Annotated in this window: 19 protein-coding genes and 2 pseudogenes; 11 read left to right on the top strand and 10 right to left on the bottom strand. The window is 70.3% G+C overall.

Annotation, left to right across the window (positions count from 1 at the left end; all coding sequences use genetic code 11):
* The first annotated feature begins 1 nt into the window (after position 1).
* From nusA to R0145_RS06500, 6 genes and pseudogenes are all read left to right on the top strand, one after another.
* Entirely contained in the window at positions 2 to 979 is a 978-nt protein-coding gene (gene nusA / locus R0145_RS06480) for a transcription termination factor NusA (protein WP_317839547.1), read from the top strand.
* Between the two features lie 409 nt (positions 980 to 1,388).
* Positions 1,389 to 1,673 carry a YlxR family protein gene (locus R0145_RS18385; protein ID WP_411742098.1) on the top strand — a complete coding sequence of 95 codons (285 nt, stop codon included), beginning with the start codon at positions 1,389 to 1,391 and terminating at the stop codon, positions 1,671 to 1,673.
* Between the two features lie 137 nt (positions 1,674 to 1,810).
* Positions 1,811 to 4,861, top strand: a complete 3,051-nt coding sequence (gene infB, locus R0145_RS06485) for a translation initiation factor IF-2 (RefSeq protein ID WP_317839548.1) — start codon at positions 1,811 to 1,813, stop codon at positions 4,859 to 4,861.
* A gap of 180 nt (positions 4,862 to 5,041) precedes the next feature.
* Positions 5,042 to 5,464 (top strand): annotated as a pseudogene (rbfA, locus tag R0145_RS06490) (30S ribosome-binding factor RbfA); the annotation flags it as partial.
* A 166-nt stretch (positions 5,465 to 5,630) separates the two neighbouring features.
* Complete coding sequence (truB, locus tag R0145_RS06495) at positions 5,631 to 6,668, top strand: tRNA pseudouridine(55) synthase TruB (RefSeq protein WP_317839549.1); 1,038 nt, start codon at positions 5,631 to 5,633, stop codon at positions 6,666 to 6,668.
* 113 nt (positions 6,669 to 6,781) lie between these two features.
* On the top strand, positions 6,782 to 7,696 hold the full coding sequence (locus tag R0145_RS06500; protein ID WP_317839550.1) for a bifunctional riboflavin kinase/FAD synthetase: 915 nt from the start codon (positions 6,782 to 6,784) through the stop codon (positions 7,694 to 7,696).
* A gap of 51 nt (positions 7,697 to 7,747) precedes the next feature.
* Here the strand turns inward: R0145_RS06500 and R0145_RS06505 are convergent, their stop codons facing one another.
* The 3 genes from R0145_RS06505 to R0145_RS06515 form a co-directional block, all read right to left on the bottom strand.
* Positions 7,748 to 9,436, bottom strand: coding sequence for a ribonuclease J (locus R0145_RS06505; protein ID WP_317839551.1), 1,689 nt, complete (start codon positions 9,434 to 9,436; stop codon positions 7,748 to 7,750).
* A gap of 81 nt (positions 9,437 to 9,517) precedes the next feature.
* A complete protein-coding gene (locus tag R0145_RS06510) occupies positions 9,518 to 9,946 on the bottom strand; it encodes a type II toxin-antitoxin system VapC family toxin (RefSeq protein ID WP_317839552.1) in 429 nt (142 codons plus the stop codon).
* Positions 9,943 to 10,197, bottom strand: a complete 255-nt coding sequence (locus tag R0145_RS06515) for a hypothetical protein (RefSeq protein ID WP_317839553.1) — start codon at positions 10,195 to 10,197, stop codon at positions 9,943 to 9,945. The genes R0145_RS06510 and R0145_RS06515 overlap by 4 nt, the downstream gene beginning before the upstream one ends.
* A 96-nt stretch (positions 10,198 to 10,293) precedes the next feature.
* Here R0145_RS06515 and R0145_RS06520 point away from each other — a divergent pair, with 96 nt between their 5' ends.
* The 4 genes from R0145_RS06520 to R0145_RS06535 all read left to right on the top strand — a co-directional run bounded on the left by R0145_RS06520 (position 10,294) and on the right by R0145_RS06535 (position 13,206).
* The gene (locus R0145_RS06520; protein WP_317839554.1) at positions 10,294 to 10,842 is read left to right on the top strand and encodes a GNAT family N-acetyltransferase; all 549 of its coding nucleotides are present in this window, start codon (positions 10,294 to 10,296) and stop codon (positions 10,840 to 10,842) included.
* 138 nt (positions 10,843 to 10,980) lie between these two features.
* Complete coding sequence (gene dapB, locus R0145_RS06525; protein WP_317839555.1) at positions 10,981 to 11,718, top strand: 4-hydroxy-tetrahydrodipicolinate reductase; 738 nt, start codon at positions 10,981 to 10,983, stop codon at positions 11,716 to 11,718.
* A gap of 3 nt (positions 11,719 to 11,721) precedes the next feature.
* Entirely contained in the window at positions 11,722 to 12,621 is a 900-nt protein-coding gene (locus R0145_RS06530; RefSeq protein WP_317839556.1) for an aminoglycoside phosphotransferase family protein, read from the top strand.
* 273 nt (positions 12,622 to 12,894) lie between these two features.
* On the top strand, positions 12,895 to 13,206 hold the full coding sequence (locus R0145_RS06535) for a hypothetical protein (RefSeq protein WP_317839557.1): 312 nt from the start codon (positions 12,895 to 12,897) through the stop codon (positions 13,204 to 13,206).
* Between the two features lie 36 nt (positions 13,207 to 13,242).
* On the opposite strand, the gene R0145_RS06540 is transcribed toward R0145_RS06535, so the two are convergent.
* From R0145_RS06540 to rsmD, 7 genes and pseudogenes are all read right to left on the bottom strand, one after another.
* Positions 13,243 to 14,460, bottom strand: a complete 1,218-nt coding sequence (locus R0145_RS06540; RefSeq protein WP_317839558.1) for a pitrilysin family protein — start codon at positions 14,458 to 14,460, stop codon at positions 13,243 to 13,245.
* 526 nt (positions 14,461 to 14,986) lie between these two features.
* Positions 14,987 to 17,176 (bottom strand): annotated as a pseudogene (locus R0145_RS06545) (polyribonucleotide nucleotidyltransferase); the annotation flags it as partial.
* A gap of 414 nt (positions 17,177 to 17,590) precedes the next feature.
* Positions 17,591 to 17,854 carry a 30S ribosomal protein S15 gene (gene rpsO / locus R0145_RS06550; RefSeq protein WP_317839559.1) on the bottom strand — a complete coding sequence of 88 codons (264 nt, stop codon included), beginning with the start codon at positions 17,852 to 17,854 and terminating at the stop codon, positions 17,591 to 17,593.
* 205 nt (positions 17,855 to 18,059) lie between these two features.
* Entirely contained in the window at positions 18,060 to 18,245 is a 186-nt protein-coding gene (rpmB, locus tag R0145_RS06555) for a 50S ribosomal protein L28 (protein WP_317840167.1), read from the bottom strand.
* Positions 18,246 to 18,378: 133 nt separating this feature from the next.
* Entirely contained in the window at positions 18,379 to 19,596 is a 1,218-nt protein-coding gene (argE, locus tag R0145_RS06560) for an acetylornithine deacetylase (RefSeq protein WP_317839560.1), read from the bottom strand.
* Positions 19,596 to 20,099, bottom strand: a complete 504-nt coding sequence (gene coaD / locus R0145_RS06565; protein WP_317839561.1) for a pantetheine-phosphate adenylyltransferase — start codon at positions 20,097 to 20,099, stop codon at positions 19,596 to 19,598. Before coaD ends, argE begins: the two co-directional genes overlap by 1 nt.
* A complete protein-coding gene (gene rsmD, locus R0145_RS06570; RefSeq protein WP_317839562.1) occupies positions 20,096 to 20,656 on the bottom strand; it encodes a 16S rRNA (guanine(966)-N(2))-methyltransferase RsmD in 561 nt (186 codons plus the stop codon). Before rsmD ends, coaD begins: the two co-directional genes overlap by 4 nt.
* Before the next feature lie 121 nt (positions 20,657 to 20,777).
* Between rsmD and R0145_RS06575 the strand changes: the two genes are divergently transcribed.
* Positions 20,778 to 21,209: a pyridoxamine 5'-phosphate oxidase family protein gene (locus tag R0145_RS06575; protein WP_317839563.1), complete on the top strand. Its 432-nt coding sequence runs from the start codon at positions 20,778 to 20,780 to the stop codon at positions 21,207 to 21,209.
* The last annotated feature ends 7 nt before the right edge of the window (positions 21,210 to 21,216 follow it).

A 21,216-nucleotide genomic window follows, 5' to 3' on the forward strand; every position in this document is an offset into this window, starting at 1 on the left:
CATGGATGTCGACATGGCCGCACTGCGGGCGATCGAGCACGACAAGGAGATCCCACTGGACGTACTGGTCTCCGCTCTCGAGGAGGCACTGCTCACCGCCTACCACAAGACCGACGCCCCGGTCCTCGGCGCCCGCGTCGTCCTGGACCGGAAATCCGGCAAGGTCGCCGTGCTCGCCCCGGAGCGCGACGAGGAGGGCACCGTCGTCGGCGAGTACGACGACACCCCGGCCGGGTTCGGCCGGATCGCCGCGGCGACCGCCCGCCAGGTGATCTTCCAGCGGATCCGCGACGCCGAGGACGAGAAGAAGTACGGCACGTTCTCGGCGATCGAGGGCGACGTGGTGATGGGCACCGTCCAGCAGGACCGCGACAACCGGGTGGTCCGGGTCGACCTCGGCGACATCGAGGCGATCATGCCGCCCGCCGAGCAGGTCTCCGGGGAGGACTACCGCCACGGCACCCGGCTGCGGGTCTACGTCGTCGCGGTGCGCAAGGAGCTCCACGGCCCGCAGGTCGTGGTGTCGCGGACCCACCCCCAGCTGGTGCAGAAGCTCTTCGAACGGGAGGTCCCGGAGATCGAGCAGGGCGTCGTGGAGATCAAGGCGCTCGCCCGTGAGGCCGGCCACCGGACCAAGCTCGCCGTCCACTCCAACCGGCCGGACGTCTCCGCCAAGGGCGCCTGCATCGGTCCGATGGGCCAGCGGGTGCGGGCGGTGATGCACGAGCTCAACGAGGAGAAGATCGACATCATCGACTGGTCGGAGGATCCGGCGGTCTTCGTCGGCAACGCCCTGTCGCCGGCCAAGGTCGCCTCGGTCACCGTGGTCGATCCGGCCGCCCGGGCCGCCCGGGTGGTCGTCCCCGACTACCAGCTGTCGCTGGCGATCGGTCGGGAGGGCCAGAACGCCCGGCTGGCAGCCCGGCTCACCGGCTGGCGGATCGACATCCATCCGGATAACGAGGCCGCCGGACACTGACGGCTCGACGATCAGCCCGGACCGGAGCGGCAGCTCCGGACCCCGGACTTCCGGTCCCGTCTTCCTCGCCGGAAGACGGGACCGGAAGCGTTCCGCGTCGGAGATACGTTCCGCGCCGGGACATACGTGAAGAGCGCCCGCGGATCGGGGGGAATTCTCCGGGGGCGCCCTTCAACGCAGTAGATCATGGCAGTGCGGGCTGGGCAGGTGCTGGGACAGGGCTGTGGCGGCGCTGGGAATCCCCGGAGCCGAGGCTGTGGGCGACGGTCCGCGGGGTCGATGACCCCGTGGCTGGTGGATGCCGAGGGGAGTGTGCTTCCGACGGGAGTGGTTCCGATCCGCCCCGGGATTCGTACACCGGGGGATTGTCCGCTAAACTCTGACGGTGGTCCGTCCTCCGTCCTCACGTGTGCCCGAACGTACGTGTGTCGGATGTCGTGGGCGGGCCGCCAAGTCCGGACTGGTGCGCCTCGTCTGGGACCGTACGGCAGCCTGTGTTGCCCTCGATCCCAAGGGGACCGCTCCGGGTCGAGGCGCCTGGGTGCACCCCGACCCGCACTGTTGTGACCTGGCGATGCGGCGCCGCGCCGTGGGTCGAGCCCTGCGCATCACCCATGTGGACGGCGACCAGGTGGCGAGCCTGCTGGCCACCCTCGCATCCGAGGGTCGACACGCGCCACCCGGATCTGTGTGAGTGACGACACCCGGCCGACCGGCCGGGCGGAACCAGAAAGTGGGCAAACGCTCATGACCACTCGATGAGTACTCATCAATGAGCAAGCACGTCAACTAGCTGGTCCGGCTCGACTGACCGGACCGCAGAGGAGAGCAGTGGCAAAGGTCCGAGTCTACGAGCTCGCCAAGGAGCTCGGAGTCGAGAGCAAGGAAGTCCTGAAGACCCTGAACGACATGGGTGAGTTCGTCCGGTCGGCGTCGTCGACCATCGAGGCGCCCGTGGTCCGACGACTGAAGGAGAAGATGGGCGGTTCGCCTGCGGCCCCCGCACCCAAGCCGACCCCCCGGCCCGTGCCGCGCCCTGCGGCCTCGGGCCCGGTCTCGCCGCGTCCCGCGGCGTCCGGTCCGGCTTCGCCGCGCCCTGCGGCGTCCGGTTCAGCCGCGCCGCGTCCCGCGGCACCCCGCCCGGCAGCTCCCGCTGCCGCACCGGAGCACACCGCGCGTCCGGTCCCGCACGAGCCCCCGGCGCAGCGTCCCGAGGGTCCTGCAGCCCATCCGCAGCGTCCCGCCCGCCCGGAGGCTCCTTCGGCCCACCCGCAGGGCGGCGCTCACCCGCAGGGCGGCGCCCGTCCCGGTCCGCGCCCGCATGCCGGTGGCGAGTCCACCGCGCGTCCGGCGCCACGTCCGGGCGCTCCGCGTCCTGCGGCCGGCCCCTCGTCCTCCCCGCGTCCTGCCGCTCCCGGCCCGCGCCCCGGTGCCGCGCCGCGTCCGGGCGGTACGTCCGCCCGTCCGGGTGGGTCCGGTGCGCCGAAGCCCGGTGCCCGTCCGGGCCCCCGTCCCGGGGCCCCGAAGCCCGGCCCCGGTGGTGCCCCGACGCCCGGCCCGCGCCGCAGTGGTCCGCGCCCGGGCAACAACCCGTTTGCCTCGGCGCAGGGCATGGGCACCCAGCAGCGGCGCCCGCGTCCCGACGGTGGTCGCCCGGAGGGCGGCGGCCGTCCGGGTCCGGGCCAGCATCCGGGTGGTCCGCGCCCTGCCGGCGCACGTCCCGGTGGCCCCTCTCCGGCGGGGATGCCGCGGCCGAACCCGGCCATGATGCCGAAGCACCACTCCTCGCAGCTGGCTCCGGCTGGTCAGAACGGCCGCCGCACCGGTGGTGGCGCCGGGCGCGGCCGCGCCGGCGGCGGTCCCGGGGGCCGTACCGGCGGCGGTTTCGGCGGTCCGAGCACGGGGCCGAGCACCGGGGCCCCGCAGGGCGGGCGCGGCGGTGGCCGTGGCCGTGGCGGCACCCAGGGTGCCTTCGGGCGCCCGGGCGGTCCGTCCCGGCGTGGACGCAAGTCGAAGAAGCAGCGCCGCCAGGAATTCGACGAGATGGAAGCACCGACGATCGGTGGCGTGCGCATCCGCAAGGGTGACGGTGCCAACGTGCGGCTCCGCCGTGGCGCCTCGCTGTCCGACCTCGCCGAGAAGATCGGTGTCGATCCGGCGGCCCTGGTCCAGGTGCTGTTCTCGCTCGGCGAGATGGTGACCGCCACCCAGTCCGTCGCCGACGAGACCCTGCAGTTGCTCGGTGCCGAGCTCGACTACAACATCCAGGTCGTCTCGCCCGAGGACGAGGACCGTGAGCTGCTGGAGTCCTTCGACATCGAGTACGGCGAGAACGAGGGCGGTGAGGAGGACCTCGAGGCCCGCCCGCCGGTCGTCACCGTGATGGGTCACGTCGACCACGGCAAGACGAAGCTGCTGGACGCCTACCGCCACTCCAACGTGGTGGCCAAGGAGGCCGGCGGCATCACCCAGAGCATCGGCGCCTACCAGGTGGCGACCGAGGTCGACGGTCGGGAGCGGAAGATCACCTTCATCGACACCCCGGGTCACGAGGCGTTCACCGCCATGCGTGCCCGTGGTGCCAAGTCGACCGACATCGCGGTGCTCGTGGTGGCTGCCGACGACGGCGTGATGCCGCAGACGATCGAGGCGTTGAACCACGCCCTCGCGGCGGATGTGCCCGTCGTGGTGGCGGTCAACAAGATCGACAAGCCGGCGGCCGACCCGACCAAGGTCCGTGGCCAGCTGACCGAGTACGGTCTGGTCCCCGAGGAGTACGGCGGCGACACCATGTTCGTCGACGTCTCTGCGGTGACTCACCAGGGTCTGGACGATCTGCTGGAGGCCATCGTGCTGACAGCGGACGCCTCCCTCGACCTGCGGGCCAACCCGGACATGCCGGCGCAGGGTGTCTCCATCGAGGCGCACCTCGACAAGGGCCGCGGCCCGGTCATCTCGGTGCTGATCCAGCGCGGCACGCTGCACGTCGGCGACTCGGTGGTGTGCGGCCCGGCCCACGGCCGGGTCCGCGCCATGATCGACAGCAGTGGCGCCCAGGTCGACGAGGCGCCGCCGTCGATGCCGGTCCAGGTGCTCGGTCTGACCGCCGTGCCCGGTGCGGGTGACACCTTCCTGGCCGTCGAGGACGACCGGATGGCTCGCCAGATCGCCGAGCAGCGGGAGGCGCGCAACCGTGCCGCAGCCCAGGCGATGGGTGCGCGTCGCAAGACGCTCGACCAGATCTTCGAGCAGATGGAGAAGGGCGAGACGCAGGAGCTGGCCCTCATCCTCAAGGGCGATTCGGCCGGTTCGGTCGAGGCCCTGGAGGACGCGCTGCTGAAGATCGACGTCGGCGAGGACATCTCGGTGCGGATCATCGACCGTGGTGTCGGCGCCATCACCGAGACCAACGTCACCCTGGCGTCGGCCTCCGGTGCCGTCATCATCGGCTACAACGTGCGTGCCCAGGGGAAGGCGACCCAGCTCGCCGACCAGGAGAACGTCGACATCCGCTACTACTCGATCATCTACCAGGCGATCGACGAGGTGGAGGCCGCGCTCAAGGGCATGCTCAAGCCCATCTTCGAGGAGGTCGTGCTCGGTCAGGCGGAGATCCGCCAGATCTTCAAGTCCTCCAAGGCGGGCATCATCGCCGGTGTCATGGTCCAGGACGGCATCATGCGACGCCACGCCAAGGCGCGGGTGCTGCGCGACGGCGTCGTCGTGGCCGACACCGAGATCAACACCCTGCGTCGCGAGAAGGACGACGTCACCGAGGTCCGCGAGGGCTTCGAGGCGGGCCTCACCCTCACCGGGTACTCCGACATCCGGGTGGACGACATCATCGAGACGTACGAGATGCGGGAGAAGCCGCGCGACTGACCGCGAACTCGTGGGAACCCGGACAGCCCCTGCGGCGTCCGGGCGGCTTCCCCGCGCAGTCTCGCTCGGTCTCGACCGTGGGGTCACAGGTCTTCCCTGTGGCCCCACGGGGCGAGGCTGGCCGGGTCCTGCCCGGGCCCGGCCCCGCGAGGTGGTCCCGATCGAAGGAAAGGACACGGCATGCCGAACCCGCGCGTGCTGAAGCTGGCCGACCAGATCAAGTCGATCGTCGCCCAGATGCTGGAGAAGCGGATCAAGGACCCGCGGCTCGGCTTCGTCACCATCACCGACGTACGTCTCACCGGCGACACCCGCGAGGCGACCGTCTTCTACACCGTCTACGGCGATGAGGCGGCGCGGGCGGGCAGCGCCGCGGCGCTGAGGTCCGCCACCGGCCTGATCCGGTCGACCGTCGGCAAGCGACTGGGGCTGCGCTACGCCCCGTCGATCGCCTTCGTCCTCGATGCTCTGCCGGAGTCCGTGGCGAGCATCGAGGACCTGCTGGCCCGCGCCCAAGCCGGTGATGCCGCGATCGCGGAGCAGCGCGAGAACGCGACGTACGCCGGCGAGTCGGATCCCTACCGGCGCAAGGACGAGGAGGACGAGTCCGACGCGTCGGACAGTGATCTCGGCGAGCCGGACAGTGATCTCGGCGAGCCGGACGGCGACCTTGACGAGCCGGACGGCGACCTCGACGACTCCGACAGTGAGTCCGACGGACCGGCCGACGGATCCGCCGGTGCCACCGACCCGGGGCGAGCCTGATCCGGTGGCCGACGCGCGACCCGAGGGGCCTTCCGGGCTCCTCGTCATCGACAAACCGGCGGGCCTGACCTCCCACGACGTGGTGGCCAGGGCCCGCCGGATCCTCGGCACTCGCAAGGTCGGCCACGCCGGCACCCTCGACCCGATGGCCACCGGCGTGCTCATCCTCGGGGTCGGCCGGGCCACCCGGCTGCTCGGCCACCTGGCCCTGCACGACAAGGCGTACGACGCCACGATCCGGCTCGGGCAGGTCACCCTCACCGATGACGCGGAGGGGGAGGTCGTCGCCTCCGCCGGAGCGGTAGGCCTGACCGACGACGCGATCCGTGCCGCGATGGCCACCTTCACCGGCGCCATCGCCCAGCGGCCCTCGGCGGTCTCGGCGATCAAGGTCGACGGGAAGCGCTCCTACGCCCGGGTCCGGGCCGGGGAACAGGTCGAGCTGCCCGCCCGGCCGGTGACCGTGTCGCGCTTCGACCTCCTCGCCCGCCGCGACGCCCATGCCGACGAAGTGGCGGTGGTCGACCTCGACGTCACGGTCGAGTGCTCCACCGGGACGTACGTCCGGGCCCTGGCCCGGGACCTGGGTGAGGCGCTCGGCACCGGTGGGCACCTCACCGCGCTGCGCCGCACCCGGGTCGGTGGTTTCGGCCTGGACACCGCCCAGACCCTCCCGGAACGGGATGCTGCAGTTCGGGCGCAGGACGCCACGGCGCCCGACCGGGGTGCCTCCACGGCGCCCGACCGGGGTGCCTCCACGGCGCCCGACCGGGATGCTTCCGCCGCACCGACGGGCTCGTCCGACGACACTGACCGCCCCGGGCTGGTGGTGCTGCCGATGGACCGGGCGGTGCGGTCCTGCTTCCCGTGGCTGGCTGTCGACGAGGCGGCCGCCCGCGAGGTGGGATACGGCCGCGCGCTGCGCGGGGTCACCCTGCCGGCGTGCCTCTCCGCGCTCTTCGGGCCCGACGGGACGTTCCTGGCGTTGTATCGTCAGGACGGTCCCGATGCGCGCCCCGAGGCGGTGTTCGCGCCGCAGTGAGGCCGAGACGCAGTCGGCCGGACCCGTGCAGCCCGGTCACCGATCGTGTCGTCGACGGCGGTGCGGTTACGATCGGGCAGGAATACCCCGACCGCCGGTGGACGAGGAGGAATGTGAGCCAGAGCGTTGTCGTCATCGGCAATTTCGACGGTGTCCATCTGGGCCATCGAGCGGTTCTCGAGCACGCCCGGGGGCTCGAGCCCGGACTGCCCGTCATCGCCATGACCTTCTGGCCCCATCCACTCAGCGTCGTCCGGCCCGGGCACGAGCCCAAGCTGCTGTGCGACCTCGATGAGCGGGTCGAGCTGTTGCGCGCGGCCGGGGCCGACCGGGTCGAGGTCGTTGCCTTCACCAAGGCCTTCTCCCAGCAGACCCCGGAGGATTTCGTCTCCTCCGTCCTGCTGCCGCTCTCGCCGGCCCGGGTGGTGGTGGGGCAGAACTTCCGGTTCGGCCACCATGCCGCCGGCAACGTCGACATCCTGCGGGAACTCGCCCGCGGTCGGTTCGAGGTGACGGCGATCGACATGGTCACCAGCCCGCTGCACACCACCGACGGCGCGGAGCGGACCTCGTCCACCCGGATCCGGGCGGCCCTCGCCGACGGTGACCTGGAAGCGGCGGAGGCGATGCTCGGGCGGCCGTTCAGCTTCGCCGGCACGGTGGTGCACGGCGATCAGCGCGGGCGCGAGCTGGGCTTCCCGACCGCCAACCTGGTCGTCTCCGACCTACGAGCCGCGCCCGCCGACGGGGTGTACGCCGGTTGGCTCAGTCGGATCGACCGGCCGTACGAACCGACCTTGCCGGCGGCGATCTCGGTCGGTCGCAATCCCACCTTCGACGGCCACCAGCTGCGGGTCGAGTCGTATGTCCTCGACCGCACCGATCTGGAGCTCTACGGGGTGCGGATCCGGGTCGAGTTCGTCTCGCGGGTCCGCGGGCAGGTCAAGTTCAACGGCATCGAGGCCCTGATCGCCCAGATGAACGACGATGTAGCCCGGATCCGCGAGGTCCTCGGCGTACGCTCCTGACCGACGCGCCGCCCGGGCCGGCGGGCCCGGGGCGCGGCCGGGCCGGCGGGCTCAGGCCTCGATGACCACCGGGAGGATCATCGGGCGACGCCGGTAGGTCTTGTTCACCCAGCGCCCGACCACCCGGCGGACGATCTGCTGGAGCCGGTGCACGTCGTCGACGTCCTGCTCCAGGGCCGACCGCAGGGCGTCGGCGACCTCCGTACGCACCTCGTCGAAGACCGCGTCGTCCTCGGCAAAGCCGCGGGCGTGGATGTCGGGCCCGGACAGCAGCCGGTTGGAGCGGGTGTTGACGACCGCGATGACCGAGATGAAGCCCTCCTCGCCGAGGATCTTACGGTCGGTCAGCTGGCTCTCCGAGATGTCACCGACCGTCGTACCGTCGACGAAGATGTAGGGGGCGTCGACCTGCCCGACGATCCGGGCCCGGTGGTTGCGCAGGTCCACCACGGAGCCGTCCTGGCAGACCAGGGCCCGGTCGCGCGGCACTCCGGTGGCCACCGCCAGGTCGGCGTTGGCGATCAGGTGGCGCGGCTCACCGTGCACCGGCATCGCGTTGGCCGGGCGGACGATGTTGTAGCAGTAGAGCAGCTCTCCGGAGCTGGCGTGGCCGGAGACGTGCACCATGGCGTTGCCCTTGTGCACCACCGTGGCGCCGAGCTTGGCGAGTCCGTTGATCACCCGGAAGACCGCGTTCTCGTTGCCGGGGATCAGCGAGGAGGCCAGCAGCACGGTGTCACCGCGCTCCAGGTGGATGACGGGGTGCTCCTGGTTCGCGATCCGGGCCAGCGCCGAGAGCGGCTCGCCCTGCGACCCGGTCGACACGATGATGAGGTCCTCCCGCGGCACCCTGTCGATGTCCTTCAGCTCGACCAGGGTGTCGTCTGGGACGGTGAGGTAGCCGAGGTCGGCTGCGACGGTCATGTTGCGCACCATCGAGCGGCCGACGAAGACCACCTTCCGCTCGTAGAGCTGGGCGACGTCGAGGACCTGCTGGACCCGGTGCACGTGGGACGAGAAGCAGGTGACGATGATCATCTGCTCGGAGGTGGCCACGACGCGCTCCATCGCCGGGGCGATGTCCTTCTCCAGCGGGGTGAAACCGGGGGTCTCGGCGTTCGTGGAGTCGGTCATGAACAGGTCGACCCCCTCCTCGCCGAGCTTCGCGAAGCGGCGCAGGTCGGTGATCCGGCCGTCCAGGGGCAGCTGGTCCATCTTGAAGTCGCCGGTGTGCAGCACGGTGCCGCCCTTGGTCCGGATCGCCACCGCGAGCCCGTCCGGGATGGAGTGGTTGACGGCCATGAACTCCAGGTCGAAGTTGCCGACCTCCACCCGGGTGTCGTCGCCGACGACCTTGAGCACCGCCTCGCGGGCCAGCCGGTGTTCCTTCAGCTTCGCCTCGACCAGTGCCAGGGTCAGCTTGGAACCGTAGAGCGGCAGATCGGGACGCTGCCGCAGCAGGTAGGGGACCGCGCCGATGTGATCCTCGTGACCGTGTGTCAGCACCAGCCCTACGACGTCGGCGAGCCGGTCCTGGATGATCTCGAAGGCCGGCAGCAGCAGGTCAACACCCGGGTGGTCGTCCTCCGGGAACAGCACCCCGCAGTCGACCAGCAGCAGCTGCCCGTCGATCTCGAAGCTGGTCATGTTCCGCCCGATGTCGCCCAAGCCGCCCAAGGGTACGACACGCAGGGTGCCGGGAGCGAGGGCGGGCGGGGTCTTCAAACCGGAAGGTGACACCAGAACAGCGTAGCCCACCGGCCGTTGTCGCTCCGGTCGTCCGCTGGTGTGGCGGCCGAGTGTCCGTACGCCCGCGTCCGCTCAGGGCTCGTAGCGGCGAACGCCGTTCTCGCCGAAGCGCTCGAAGTCCCTGTCGAAGGAGACGACGTCCGCGCGATGCTCCACCGCCAGCGCGGCGAGATGGGCATCGTTGACGAGATTCCCGCCGACGCCGACCGTGCCGACCAGGCTCTGCAGGAGTGCGGCGTGGCGTGGCGTCGGCGACAGCAACTGTGCACCGGGCGATCCCAGCCAGGCATCCACGATCTCGAAGGCGGAGTCGACGGTCAGTGGGTTCGCGAAGATCGACGGGTGGGTCGCGATCCGGACGAAGGCGAGGAGAACGACCCAGTCGAAGCCCACCACGTCCCCGCCGGACAGGGCGGTGTCCAACCACTGGCGAGCGGCGCGATGGTGTCGACTGTCCTCGTTCACGGCATAGAGCAGGACGTTCGCGTCCACCACCTTCATGCGCCGCGGCTCAGCTTCCCGGCGATCTCGGCGTCCTCCAGTGCCGCCGACACGGCCAAGGCCCTGTCGAGGTCCACGCGGGGCACTCCCAGGTGGAAGGCCGGAGTCACGAAGGGTTCCTCACCGCCGGATCGTCGCAGGCCGTCCCTGATCGTCTCGTTCAAGGCCTGCTTGAACGAGACCCCCTCGCGGGCCATCCGTGCCCGGATCGCCTGTTCGGTGTCGGGGTCGAGGGTGACTGTCGTCCTCATGAACGCACCATATCATCAGAGGGTTTGACAGCATGATGCTGATCCGTCGCTCGGGGAAGCGACGTATGCTGCCGGCCCACCGACTAGCCTTGGGGCGTGACTGACGACACCGCGCCGCTGCTGCACGTTCGGACCGCCTGGCCCGCCGAGGCCGCCGCGATCGCGCCGCTCCAGCGCCGGACCTGGGTGCAGGAGTGGAGCACCGCCGAGCAGGGTGTGCTGCTGGCGGACACCGATCTGCAGTCGATGGTGGAGGCCTGGCACGGAGCCATCGTGCGTCCGCCCGAGGCGCGGTGCCGGGTGCTGGTCGCGCTGGAGGGGGAACGGGTGGTCGGGTTCGCCGCCACCGCGCCGAGCGACGACGAGGACGCCGAGCCCGGCGACGGATTGGTCGCGGAGTTCGCCGTCGATCCCCCCGCTCGCGGCAACGGCCACGGCTCGCGGCTGATGAATGCGCTGATCGACACGCTGCGCTCCGACGGGTTCCGTACGGCCACCTGGTGGGTCCGGACCACCAACGACCCGCTGCGCGCCTTCCTGGAGTCCGCCGGCTGGCGTCCGGACGGCGCCACCCAGCGGTTCACCTCCGACGACGGGTCGTTCACCATCAAACAGGTGCGGCTGCGGGTCCGGATCGTCGACTGATCACCGGGCGAGGGCTGAGCGCTGAACGCCGACTGAGCGCTGACTACGGACTGGTCCTGGAACCGTGACCCGAGCCCTCGGGTTCATACCGGGAACTGACGATTGATGATTGACGACGAGGGACGACAAGGAGCGACGATGACGACGGTGGCGGTGTTCGGGGCCAACGGCAGGATGGGCCGGGAGGTCGTGGCAGCGGTCGAGGCTGCCCCCGACCTGGTGCTGGGGGCCACGGTGGACCACGGTGACGACCGGGGCCCGGTGGCGGAGGCGGATGTGGTGGTCGACTTCACCGTCCCCGATGTGGTGATGGGCAACCTGGAGTGGGCCATCACCCACGGCGTGCACTGCGTGGTCGGCACCACCGGCTTCACCCCGGAGCGGCTCGACACGGTCCGCGGCTGGCTCGCGGCCCAGCCGGGGACGAATGCGATCATCGCGTCCAACTTCTCCATCGGCGCGCTGCTGATGATGAAGTTCGCCACCGAGGCGTCACGCTTCTACGAGAGCGTCGAGGTGATCGAGCTGCACCACCCGGACAAGGTCGACGCACCCTCCGGCACGGCCGTCACCACCGCCCGCCGGATCGCCGCCGCCCGGGCCGCCGCCGGGGTGGCGCCGTCCCCCGATGCGACGGTCACCGGGCTCGAGGGGGCCCGCGGCGCGGTGGTGGACGGTGTGCACGTCCATAGCGTCCGCCAGCGCGGCCTCTTCGCCCACCAGGAGGTGTTGCTCGGCAACCCGGGCGAGACCTTGACGATCCGTGAGGACTCGATGGCCCGCACCTCGTACATGACCGGCGTGCTGGCCGCGGTCCGGGCCGTCGGCACCCGCCCCGGGCTGACCGAGGGCATCGAGGACCTGTTGGGCATCTGACCCGTGCCGGACACCCCTCTCGTCGACCGGGCGCTGGTCCGCAGACTGCTGGCGTCCCAGCTGCCCGCCGAGCTGGCCGAGTTGGCCGGCGCGCGGGTCGTCCTGCTGGGCCAGGGCTGGGACAACGTGATGTTCGGGCTGGGGGACAGCCACGTCGTACGCCTCCCGACCAGCCGCCTCGCCGCCCGGCTGATCGAGCACGAGATCGCCTGGGTGGCGACCGCCGCAGCGCCGTTGGCCGAGTTGGGGGTGGCGGTGCCGATCCCGGTGTTCTGCGGGGAGCCCAGTGCAGTATTCCCGATGCGGTGGACCATCGTGCCGTGGATCCGGGGCACCGATCTGTCCACCGTGCCGGTGGCCGACCGGCGCGAGATCGCCGGGCCGCTGGCCCGGGCCCTGGCGGTCCTGCACCGGCCGGCACCGCGCGAGGCCCCGCACAACCCCTACCGTGGTGTGCCGCTGGTCGAACGCGCCGCTCCGGTCGCCGATCGCTGGCCCGCGGTGCTGCGCTACCTGGGCGCGGCGGACACCGCCACTCTGCGCGACCACTGGGAACGGGCTCGGCAGGCCCCGGTCTGGCCCCGACTGCCGCTGTGGACCCACGGCGACACCCACGCCCGCAACATCATCCAGCGCGACGGGCGGCTGGTCGGCCTGATCGACTTCGGCGACGTGTCCGCCGGCGATCCTGCGGTCGATCTGGCCACCGGTCGACTCAGTTTCGATGCCGAGGGCTTCGAGGTGTTCCGGCGAGCCGCCGAGGAGGCGGGGACGTACGACGCCGCGATCTGGGACCGCGCGGCCGGCTGGGCGGTGGTGATCCTCACGGCACTGATCGCCGACCCGGTCAACCGGCGCAACTTCTCCGGGATGGTCGAGGACGCCCGGGCGAACCTGACCTGAGCACTGCGGCGTGCGGGTCAGGGCCGATTCACGGGGATGAGGATCACTCGGCTGCGGTATCGCGAGGTCAGGTGCGACGCCGCAATGGGCCTGCCGTGGTGATCGGCGGATGGCTAAAATCTGCCTCAATCAGCGATCTGCATCCTTCCGCGACGTGCTCATCGACGTGCTCATTCAGTGGGGACTGCTCACGTCGCGGCAGTCGCAGAGGGGGACGGACGTACCGTGATGACCGGACATGACGATCGGAGACGTACGGAGACGGTCATCTCCGTGATGCTGATGCCACACCGTTCGACGCCACGCCGGTTCTTCATCTGCGGAGCTGTCCTGGTGGTGCTGTACGTCGTTCTCTATGTCGTCTTCTATTCCCTGGGGATCAGAAGCGTCGGCCAGGAGTCGGATCCGATCATCCTGCCGATGTGGTTCGCCTCGGTGACCTCGATTCTCGCTCAGTTGAGTCTGACTTTCGGTGCGCTGCTGGTCGTGGCTTCGTGGGTCATGGAATACATCGCGGACAAGGTCGACTCCATTCGAAACTCATCCGATCGTACGGACGACCGCTCTGGGAGTCGGGCCTCATAAGGCATTCCGAATCCCCAAGGATCGGTCGACCAGATCTCAGCCCACCGAGATCGTACGATCCTCGTCCCACGGGCCCACCACGGCCAGGGTCGGCTTGGCGGTGAACAGCTCTCGCGCCAGGGCGTGGACGTCCTCCAGAGTGACCGCCTCGACGGCGGCCAGCATCTCACCCACGGTCCGCGGGTCGTCCTGGAGCACCGTACGACCGTTGCGGGACATGTGCGCCGACGGGGATTCCAGGCCGAGCAGGGTCTGGCCGCGGATCTGCCCCTTGGCCTGGGACAACTCGGCAGCGGTGAGGCCGTGGGCCAGCAGATCGTCCAGCACCTCGCGGACCACGTCGACGATCTGCTGCAAGCGCTCCGGGGCACAGGCCCACTCGATGCTGACCTGGCCGGCGTCGGTGTAGGCGATCTCGCTGGCGTCGATGCTGTAGGTCAGGCCACGCCGCTCCCGCACCTCGACGAACAGCCGGGCTGACATCCCGCCGCCCAGCACCGTGACCAGCACGTCGAGGGCGGCCCGGCGCGGGTCGAGCAGGGCCAGCCCCGGCCAGGACATCACCGCCTCGAGCTGTTCGAAGTCGCGGGTCTGCACGACGATGCCCGGTTCGGCGACCGCGGCGGCGTCGGCCTCCGGGGAGGAGCCGGGGGCGTGCCGCTGGCCGAGCACCCGGTCGAGCGGGGCAAGCTGCTCCAACAGCCGGTCGTGGTCGACCGCGCCCGAGGCGCTCACCACGATGTCGTCGGCACGGTACTGGGCCAGCCAGTACTCGACCACCGCGTCGCGGTCCATCGCCCGGATGCTTTCCACCGACCCGATGACGGGCTTGGCCAGGCCGCTGGGCCCGTACAGTCGGCGGGCCGACAGGTCGTGAGCGACGTCACCCGGATCGTCGTTGCCCATCGCGATCTCCTCAAGCACGACGGTGCGTTCGGAGGAGAAGTGCTCCGGCTCGATCAGCGAGTGCGCAAGCATGTCCGACATCACGCCGACGGCGCGATCGGCGTCCTCGGCCAGCAGCCGGGCGTAGAAGCAGGTGTGCTCCTTGGCCGTGTAGGCGTTGAGGTCCCCGCCGACCCCCTCGATGGAGGCGGAGATCTCTTCGGCGCTCAGCCGCGGAGTGCCCTTGAACAGCACGTGTTCGAGCATGTGCGAGGCGCCGTGCAGGGCCACGGATTCGCGCCGCGACCCGACGCCGACGAAGAAGCCGAGGTTGAACGCGGCGGTGTGGGACAGGCGCTCCGAGACCACGCGCAGGCCGCCCGGCAGGGTCGTACGGCGCAGATCGCCGGCCAGGTCATCGGCCGACAGCAGGGGACGTTCGATGGTGAACCTCCGGTTGATGGTGAACCTCCGGGACAGCGAATCGGGCCCCGTGAAGGGGACCTTCCACCGATGATACGAGCGGCGGGGAAGCGATCGTCACGCACCGACGTCACAGTGGGACGGGCTGCGCGGCCCGACGGCCCGTGCAGGTGACGGACGGCGTGATGGGACGGCGGTGCCGCGGGCCTGCCATGACGGTGGAACGGGCGTCGCCCCTCACGTACGGAACGGAGGGGCGACGCGCTGGGCAACGGACAGATCAGTCCTCGGAGCCGGAGTCCTCGGACTCGCCGGCCTCGGCCGGCTTGCGGTGCGTCCGCCGACGCCGCCGCGGGGCTCGGTCCGACTTCGGCTGCTCGCCGTTCCCGTTGTCCTCGGCACCCTCGTCGTAGCCCTCGGTCACCTCGTCGGCGTCCTGGGCATCCTCGTCGGTGGCGTTCTCGGGCTTGGCCGCCTCGGTCTTCTCGATCACCGGGGCGAGGGAGAGCTTGCCGCGGTCGTCGACCTCGGTGACCTCGACCTGGATCTTCTGGCCGACCTTGACGACGTCCTCGACGTTCTCGACGCGCTTGCCGCCGTTGAGCTCGCGCAGCTTGGTGACGTGCAGCAGGCCGTCCTTGCCCGGGAGCAGGGACACGAAGGCGCCGAAGTTGACGACCTTGACGACGGTGCCGAGGTAGCGCTCGCCGACCTCCGGCATCGTCGGATTGGCGATGGCGTTGATCATCGAGCGGGCGGCCTCGGCGGCCTCCCCGGTGGTCGCCCCGATGTAGATGGTGCCGTCGTCCTCGATCGAGATATTTGCGCCGGAGTCCTCCTGCATCTGGTTGATCACCTTGCCCTTCGGGCCGATGACCTCACCGATCTTGTCGACCGGCACGTGCAGGGTGATGATCCGCGGGGCGTACGGGCTCATCTCGTCGGGCTCGCCGATCGCCTCGCCCATCACGTCGAGCAGCACCAGCCGCGCCTCGCGGGCCTGCAGCAGCGCCTTGGCGAGCTCCTCCGACGGGATGCCGTTGAGCTTGGTGTCCAGCTGCAGGGCGGTGACGAAGTCCCGGGTGCCGGCGACCTTGAAGTCCATGTCACCGAGGGCGTCCTCGGCGCCGAGGATGTCGGTCAGCGCGATGTACTTCGTCTCGCCGTCGATCTCCTCGCTCATCAGGCCCATGGCGATGCCGGCCACCGAGGCGCGCAGGGGCACGCCGGCGTTCAGCAGCGACAGGGTGGAAGCGCATACCGAGCCCATCGAGGTGGAGCCGTTGGAGCCGAGCGCCTCGGAGACCTGGCGGATGGCGTACGGGAACTCCTCCTTGCTCGGGAGGACCGGTACCAGCGCGCGCTCGGCGAGCGCACCGTGGCCGATCTCACGCCGCTTCGGGGAGCCAACCCGGCCGGTCTCGCCGGTGGAGTACGGCGGGAAGTTGTAGTGGTGCATGTAGCGCTTGGATTCCTCCGGCGCCAGGGTGTCGATCTTCTGCTCCATCTCGAGCATGTTCAGCGTGGTGACGCCGAGGATCTGGGTCTCGCCGCGCTGGAACAGCGCCGACCCGTGCACCCGCGGGATGATCTCCACATCGGCCGACAGGGCACGGATGTCCCGCACGCCGCGACCGTCGATCCGGACCCCCTCGGTGAGCGTACGGTGCCGGACGACCTTCTTCTGCACCGCCTTGAACGCGGCCTTGATCTCGGCCTCGGCTTCGGCGAAGGTGTCGATCAGTTCGCCGACCGCCTTGGCCTTGAGCGCGTCCTCGCGGTCCTGGCGCTCCAGCTTGGCCGGGATCGCCATCACCTCGCGCATCTCGTCGATGACGAGCTTCTCGACGGCCGCGTAGACCTCGTCCCGGTAGTCGGCGAACACCGGGAACTCGCGCGGCTCCTTCGGCATCTCGGCGGCCAGTCGGGCCTGCGCATCGCAGAGGACCTTGATGAACGGCTTGGCGGCCTCGAGGCCCTCGGCGACCACCTGCTCGGTCGGCGCCTTCTTGCCGGCCTTGATCAGGTCGACCATGTGCTCACCGCCACCGGCCTCGACCATCATCACGGCCACGTCACCGTCGGGCAGCACCCGGCCGGCGACGACCATCTCGAAGGTCGACTCGGTGTCCTGCTCCACGGTCGGGAAGCAGACCCACTGGTCGTCGATCAGCGCGACGCGGACGCCGCCGATCGGGCCGGAGAACGGCAGTCCGGAGATCTGGGTGGACATCGAGGCGGCGTTGATCGCCACGACGTCGTAGCGGACGTTCGGGTTCAGCGCCAGGACGGTGATGATCACCTGGACCTCGTTGCGCAGGCCCTTGACGAAGGACGGGCGCAGTGGGCGGTCGATCAGCCGGGCGGTGAGGATGGCGGAGGTGCCGGGGCGGCCCTCCCTACGGAAGAACGAGCCGGGGATCTTGCCCGCGGCGTACATCCGCTCCTCGACATCGACGGTCAGCGGGAAGAAGTCGAAACCCTCCCGCGGGTGCTTGGCGGCGCTGGTGGCCGACAGCAGCATGGTGTCGCCGTCGAGGTAGACGGCGGCGGAGCCGTCGGCCTGCTGGGCGAGGGCACCGGCTTCGAAGCGGACGACATGCTTGCCGAACGCACCGTTGTCGATGACGGCCTCGGCGAAATGGACGTTGGGTCCCTCCACAGGGACTCCTTTCGTGTACGCCGCAGGGCACACGGCCGGTCCGTGACGGAGACCGGTCTTCGATCGAGGTCCGCGGGCGTACGCCGCTCGGCGGCCACCGATGTCGGTGACGTCGGGCGCTTCCCGAAGACCACTACCGAGGACCGAGGACTCCCGAAGCGACCGGGCCCTGCGAGCTGGCTGTGGACGTGGTCCGTGAAAGGATCACAGACCGGCCTTACTCTACCCGACGCGGTGAACACGAGGCGACTTTCCGCCCGAGCGCACTGTCTCGCGTGGGCCAGGTCGGGCGGACCCACGGATCAGCCCGTCGGAACTCCGCGGATCGGCACGTCGAAGGTCGGTCCGGGAACGACACGAGGCGGCCCCCGGAGGGACCGCCTCTGTGCCTGGTGGCGTCAGGTGCCGTGGGCGTCAGCGACGCAGACCCAGACGGGCGATCAGCGCGCGGTAGTGCTCGATGTCGTTCTTCGCGATGTAGTTGAGCAGACGACGGCGCTGGCCGACCATCAGCATCAGGCCGCGACGCGAGTGGTGGTCACCCTTGTGCTCCTTGAGATGCTCGGTCAGATGCGCGATCCGCTTGGTGAGCAGGGCCACCTGGACGTCCGGGGAGCCGGTGTCGCCGGGGTGGGTCGCGTAGTCGTCGATGATCTTCTGCTTCTCGGCAGCATCCATGGCTGCACTCCTTTCGTCATTCCCGTTGCGCGGCGCTGAGTGGTCACAGCTCTTGGGGATCCGCGGCCGATCGAACGGCAGGGGGACAGGTCGCCGGCTCGATGCCGACTGGATGGATCGTGCTCCGGGTGGAGCCGGGGCCGGGCCGCCCCGTGGGGAGCGACCCGTGACGGGTCCGATCAGGGATCCCGTCACCAGGGCAGGGTCAGCGCGAGACCTTGCCGGCCTTGAGGCACGAGGTGCACACGTTCATACGCTTGGTCGTCCCGTTCACCGTCACGCGGACGCGCTGGATGTTGGGGTTCCAACGACGGTTCGTCTTCTTCTTCGACCAAGGCACGTTGTGTCCAAAGCCCGGGCCCTTGGCGCAGACGTCACATACGGCAGCCATTGGTGGTTCTCCTTCTGGAAACGTGTCGGTCACGTCGTGTCGTACGGATCACGGCACGATAGCAACCGGTACAGACTAGCCGACCTTCTCCGGATCTGGGAAATCGCCGGTCAGTCGGCGAGGGGGCAGGCGGTCAGTCGGGGACGGACAGCCGGTCGAGCATCGTCGCCAGGAAGTCCTGGCAGGCCTCGAGCTGGCTGATCTCGACGTACTCGTCGACCCCGTGGGCCTGGGCGATGTCGCCGGGCCCACAGATCACCGTCTCGATCCCTGCGGCATGGAAGGCGCCGCCGTCGGTGCCGTAGGTCACGTGCTCGTCGCTGGGGATGCCGCCGTACGCGATCGCGGCGCGGGTGGCGGGGGAGTCCTGCGCGGTGGCCAGGGTCGGGACCAGGTCCTCGACCACCACCTCGATCCCGGTGCCGGGCTGCTCGGCCTGCATCTGCCGGGTCAGCTCGGCCGCCTGCTCGCGCAGCAGGGCGATCACGTCGCCGGGATCGACGGCGGGAACGGTGCGGAACTCCAGCACCACGGTGCACCGCTCGGGGACGATGTTGCGGGCCGTGCCGCCCTCGATCGTCATCACCCCGCCGGTGGACCAGGGCACGGCGTAGTCCTCGTCGTACGGCCCCTCGTCCCGCCAGCCGTCGGTGATCGCGCGGAACGCGGTGCAGATCCGGGCGGCGTACTCCACGGCGTTGCAGCCCGCGGCGGGCAGCGAGGAGTGGGCGTGCCGGCCCCGGACGTCGACCCGGGCGATGGTCACCGACTTGTGCCCGGTGATCACCCGCATCGAGGTGGGCTCCCCGACGATGCAGGCGCGCGGCCGCACCTCCAGCGCCGCCAGGTCGTCGACCATCTGCCGGCCACCCCGGCCGGCCAGTTCCTCGTCGAAGGTGAAGACCAGGTGCACCGGTTCGGCGAGCCGTGCCGCGGCGAATCGGGGCAGCGCCGCGGTGACCAGGGCCAGGAAGCCTTTCATGTCCGCGGCGCCACGCGCGTGGAGACGACCGTCCCGGACCTCCGGACGGAAGGGGTCGGAGGACCAGTCCTGCCCGTCCACCGGGACGGTGTCCATGTGGCCGCTGAGTGCGATCCCGCCACTGGTGGTGCCGTCGGCGGCGGGAAGGGTGGCGACGAGATTGGCCTTCCGGCCGGTGGCGTCGGGGCACAGGTGGACGGCGATGCCGAGGGTGCGGCATTCCTCGGCGATCAGTTCGGCCACCGGGAGGTTGGACAGCCGGCTGGTGGTGTCGCGGCTGAGCAGCCGGTCGAGCCAGGCCACCGCGCGTCCGTCGAGGCGCCCCCAGTCATCGGTCGGACGTGTGTCGGTCATCGGTGTGTCGGTCATCAGTGGATGTGCTCCTCTCCGGCCTGCTGCCGGCGTTCGGCCTGGGCGCGCAGTGCCGTCACGACGAAGTCCGGGACGAAGGCCGATACGTCACCGTGCATCAGGGCGATCTCGCGCACCAGCGTGGAGGAGACGAAGGACCACTGGGCCGCCGTCGGCAGCAGGATCGTCTCCACCCCGGTGAGCTGTTTGTTCATCTGGGCCATCTGCAGTTCGTAGTCGAAGTCGGAGGCGAACCGCAGTCCCTTGACGATGGCGCCCACGCCGTGCGTCCGGCAATATTCGGCGAGCAGGCCGTCGATCGGGTCGACCTCCACGTTCGGCAGATGGGCACAGGCCTGGGTGAGCATCGCCAGCCGGTCCGCCAGGCTGAACAGGCCGTTCTTCGAGGTGTTGCGGCCGACACCGACCACCACCTCGTCGAAGGACCGGGCGGAGCGCTCGATGATGTCGAGGTGACCGTGCGTCACCGGGTCGAACGAGCCGGGGCAGATGACCTTCACCGGGCCTCCTGGGCATAGTGGATCGTGGTCTCACCATAGCGGCGGGACCAGCCGTCGACCCCGTCCGGCCATCGCGGGTCCGGGTCGCGGGACGATCGCTCGACCACCAGCAGGCCGTCGGTGGCCAGCCAGCCCGAGGCCCAGACCTCACCCAGCACCCGCTCCAGCACATCGGTCGGGACCGGATACGGCGGGTCGGCCCAGATGATGTCGTACGCCCGGGGCGGGGCGCCGGCCAGCAAGTCCTCCACCGGCAGGGCGCGGACGTCGACGGTGAGGCCGAGGTCGCGGGCGTTGCGGCGGATCACCTCCGCAGTGCGCCGGTCCGACTCCGCTGCCGTCACCGGCCGGGCGCCGCGGCTGGCCGCCTCCAGGGCCATCGCCCCGGACCCGGCGTACAGGTCGAGGAAGGCCAGCCCGGTCAGTCCGTCGCCCGACCAGGACTCCAGGGCGGAGAACACCGCCTCCCGGACCCGGTCCGTGGTGGGGCGGGTCCGGGCCCCCGGCGGGGTGGCGAGGCGACGGCCGCCGTGGGACCCGGCGATGATGCGTGTCACATCCGACAGGCTACCGAGGACGGCCCAGGTGCCCCACCTGCTGACTAGACTCCGGGTCACCGGTGCAGTGCGGCCCGCGGAGAGGGTCGTCGAGTCACCGCGGCGACGGAGGGAAGCGGTCATGGCGTACGTGGAGAACGATGCGATCACGGTGATGAGCGACGAGGAGGCCTGGGACCTGCTGACGCGGGAACCCATCGGGCGGCTGGCGACCACCATCGGCGACGACATCGAGATGTTCCCGATCAACTACGTCCTGGACGGGCGGACCATCGTCTTCCGCACCGCGCAGGGCAGCAAGCTCTTCGAGCTGACGGTGAACTCGCGGGTCGCCTTCGAGGTCGACGCGTACGAGGACGAGGGCGGTTGGAGCATCGTGGTGCACGGCGACGCCGAGGTGCTGGAGGATCCGGCGGAGATCGAGACGGTGGAACAGCTCCCGCTGCGGCCCTGGGTGCCCACCATCAAGACCACCTACGTCAGGATCCGGCCCAACTACCTCTCGGGACGCCGGTTCCGGTTCGGCGACGAGCCGGAGGCGTGGCACCTCTGATATCGCG

The organism is Raineyella sp. W15-4 (assembly GCF_033170155.1).
GTDB lineage: Bacteria > Actinomycetota > Actinomycetes > Propionibacteriales > Propionibacteriaceae > Raineyella.

What these genes read in the sequence shown, in the direction of transcription:
- nusA (WP_317839547.1), top strand. Translation starts at nt 2, where the DNA reads ATGGATGTCGACATGGCCGCACTGCGGGCGATCGAGCACGACAAGGAG.
- R0145_RS06510 (WP_317839552.1), bottom strand. Translation starts at nt 9,946, where the DNA reads ATGAAGGTGGTGGACGCGAACGTCCTGCTCTATGCCGTGAACGAGGAC.
- R0145_RS06515 (WP_317839553.1), bottom strand. Translation starts at nt 10,197, where the DNA reads ATGAGGACGACAGTCACCCTCGACCCCGACACCGAACAGGCGATCCGG.
- dapB (WP_317839555.1), top strand. Translation starts at nt 10,981, where the DNA reads ATGACGACGGTGGCGGTGTTCGGGGCCAACGGCAGGATGGGCCGGGAG.
- rpsO (WP_317839559.1), bottom strand. Translation starts at nt 17,854, where the DNA reads ATGGATGCTGCCGAGAAGCAGAAGATCATCGACGACTACGCGACCCAC.
- rpmB (WP_317840167.1), bottom strand. Translation starts at nt 18,245, where the DNA reads ATGGCTGCCGTATGTGACGTCTGCGCCAAGGGCCCGGGCTTTGGACAC.
- argE (WP_317839560.1), bottom strand. Translation starts at nt 19,596, where the DNA reads ATGACCGACACACCGATGACCGACACACGTCCGACCGATGACTGGGGG.
- R0145_RS06575 (WP_317839563.1), top strand. Translation starts at nt 20,778, where the DNA reads ATGGCGTACGTGGAGAACGATGCGATCACGGTGATGAGCGACGAGGAG.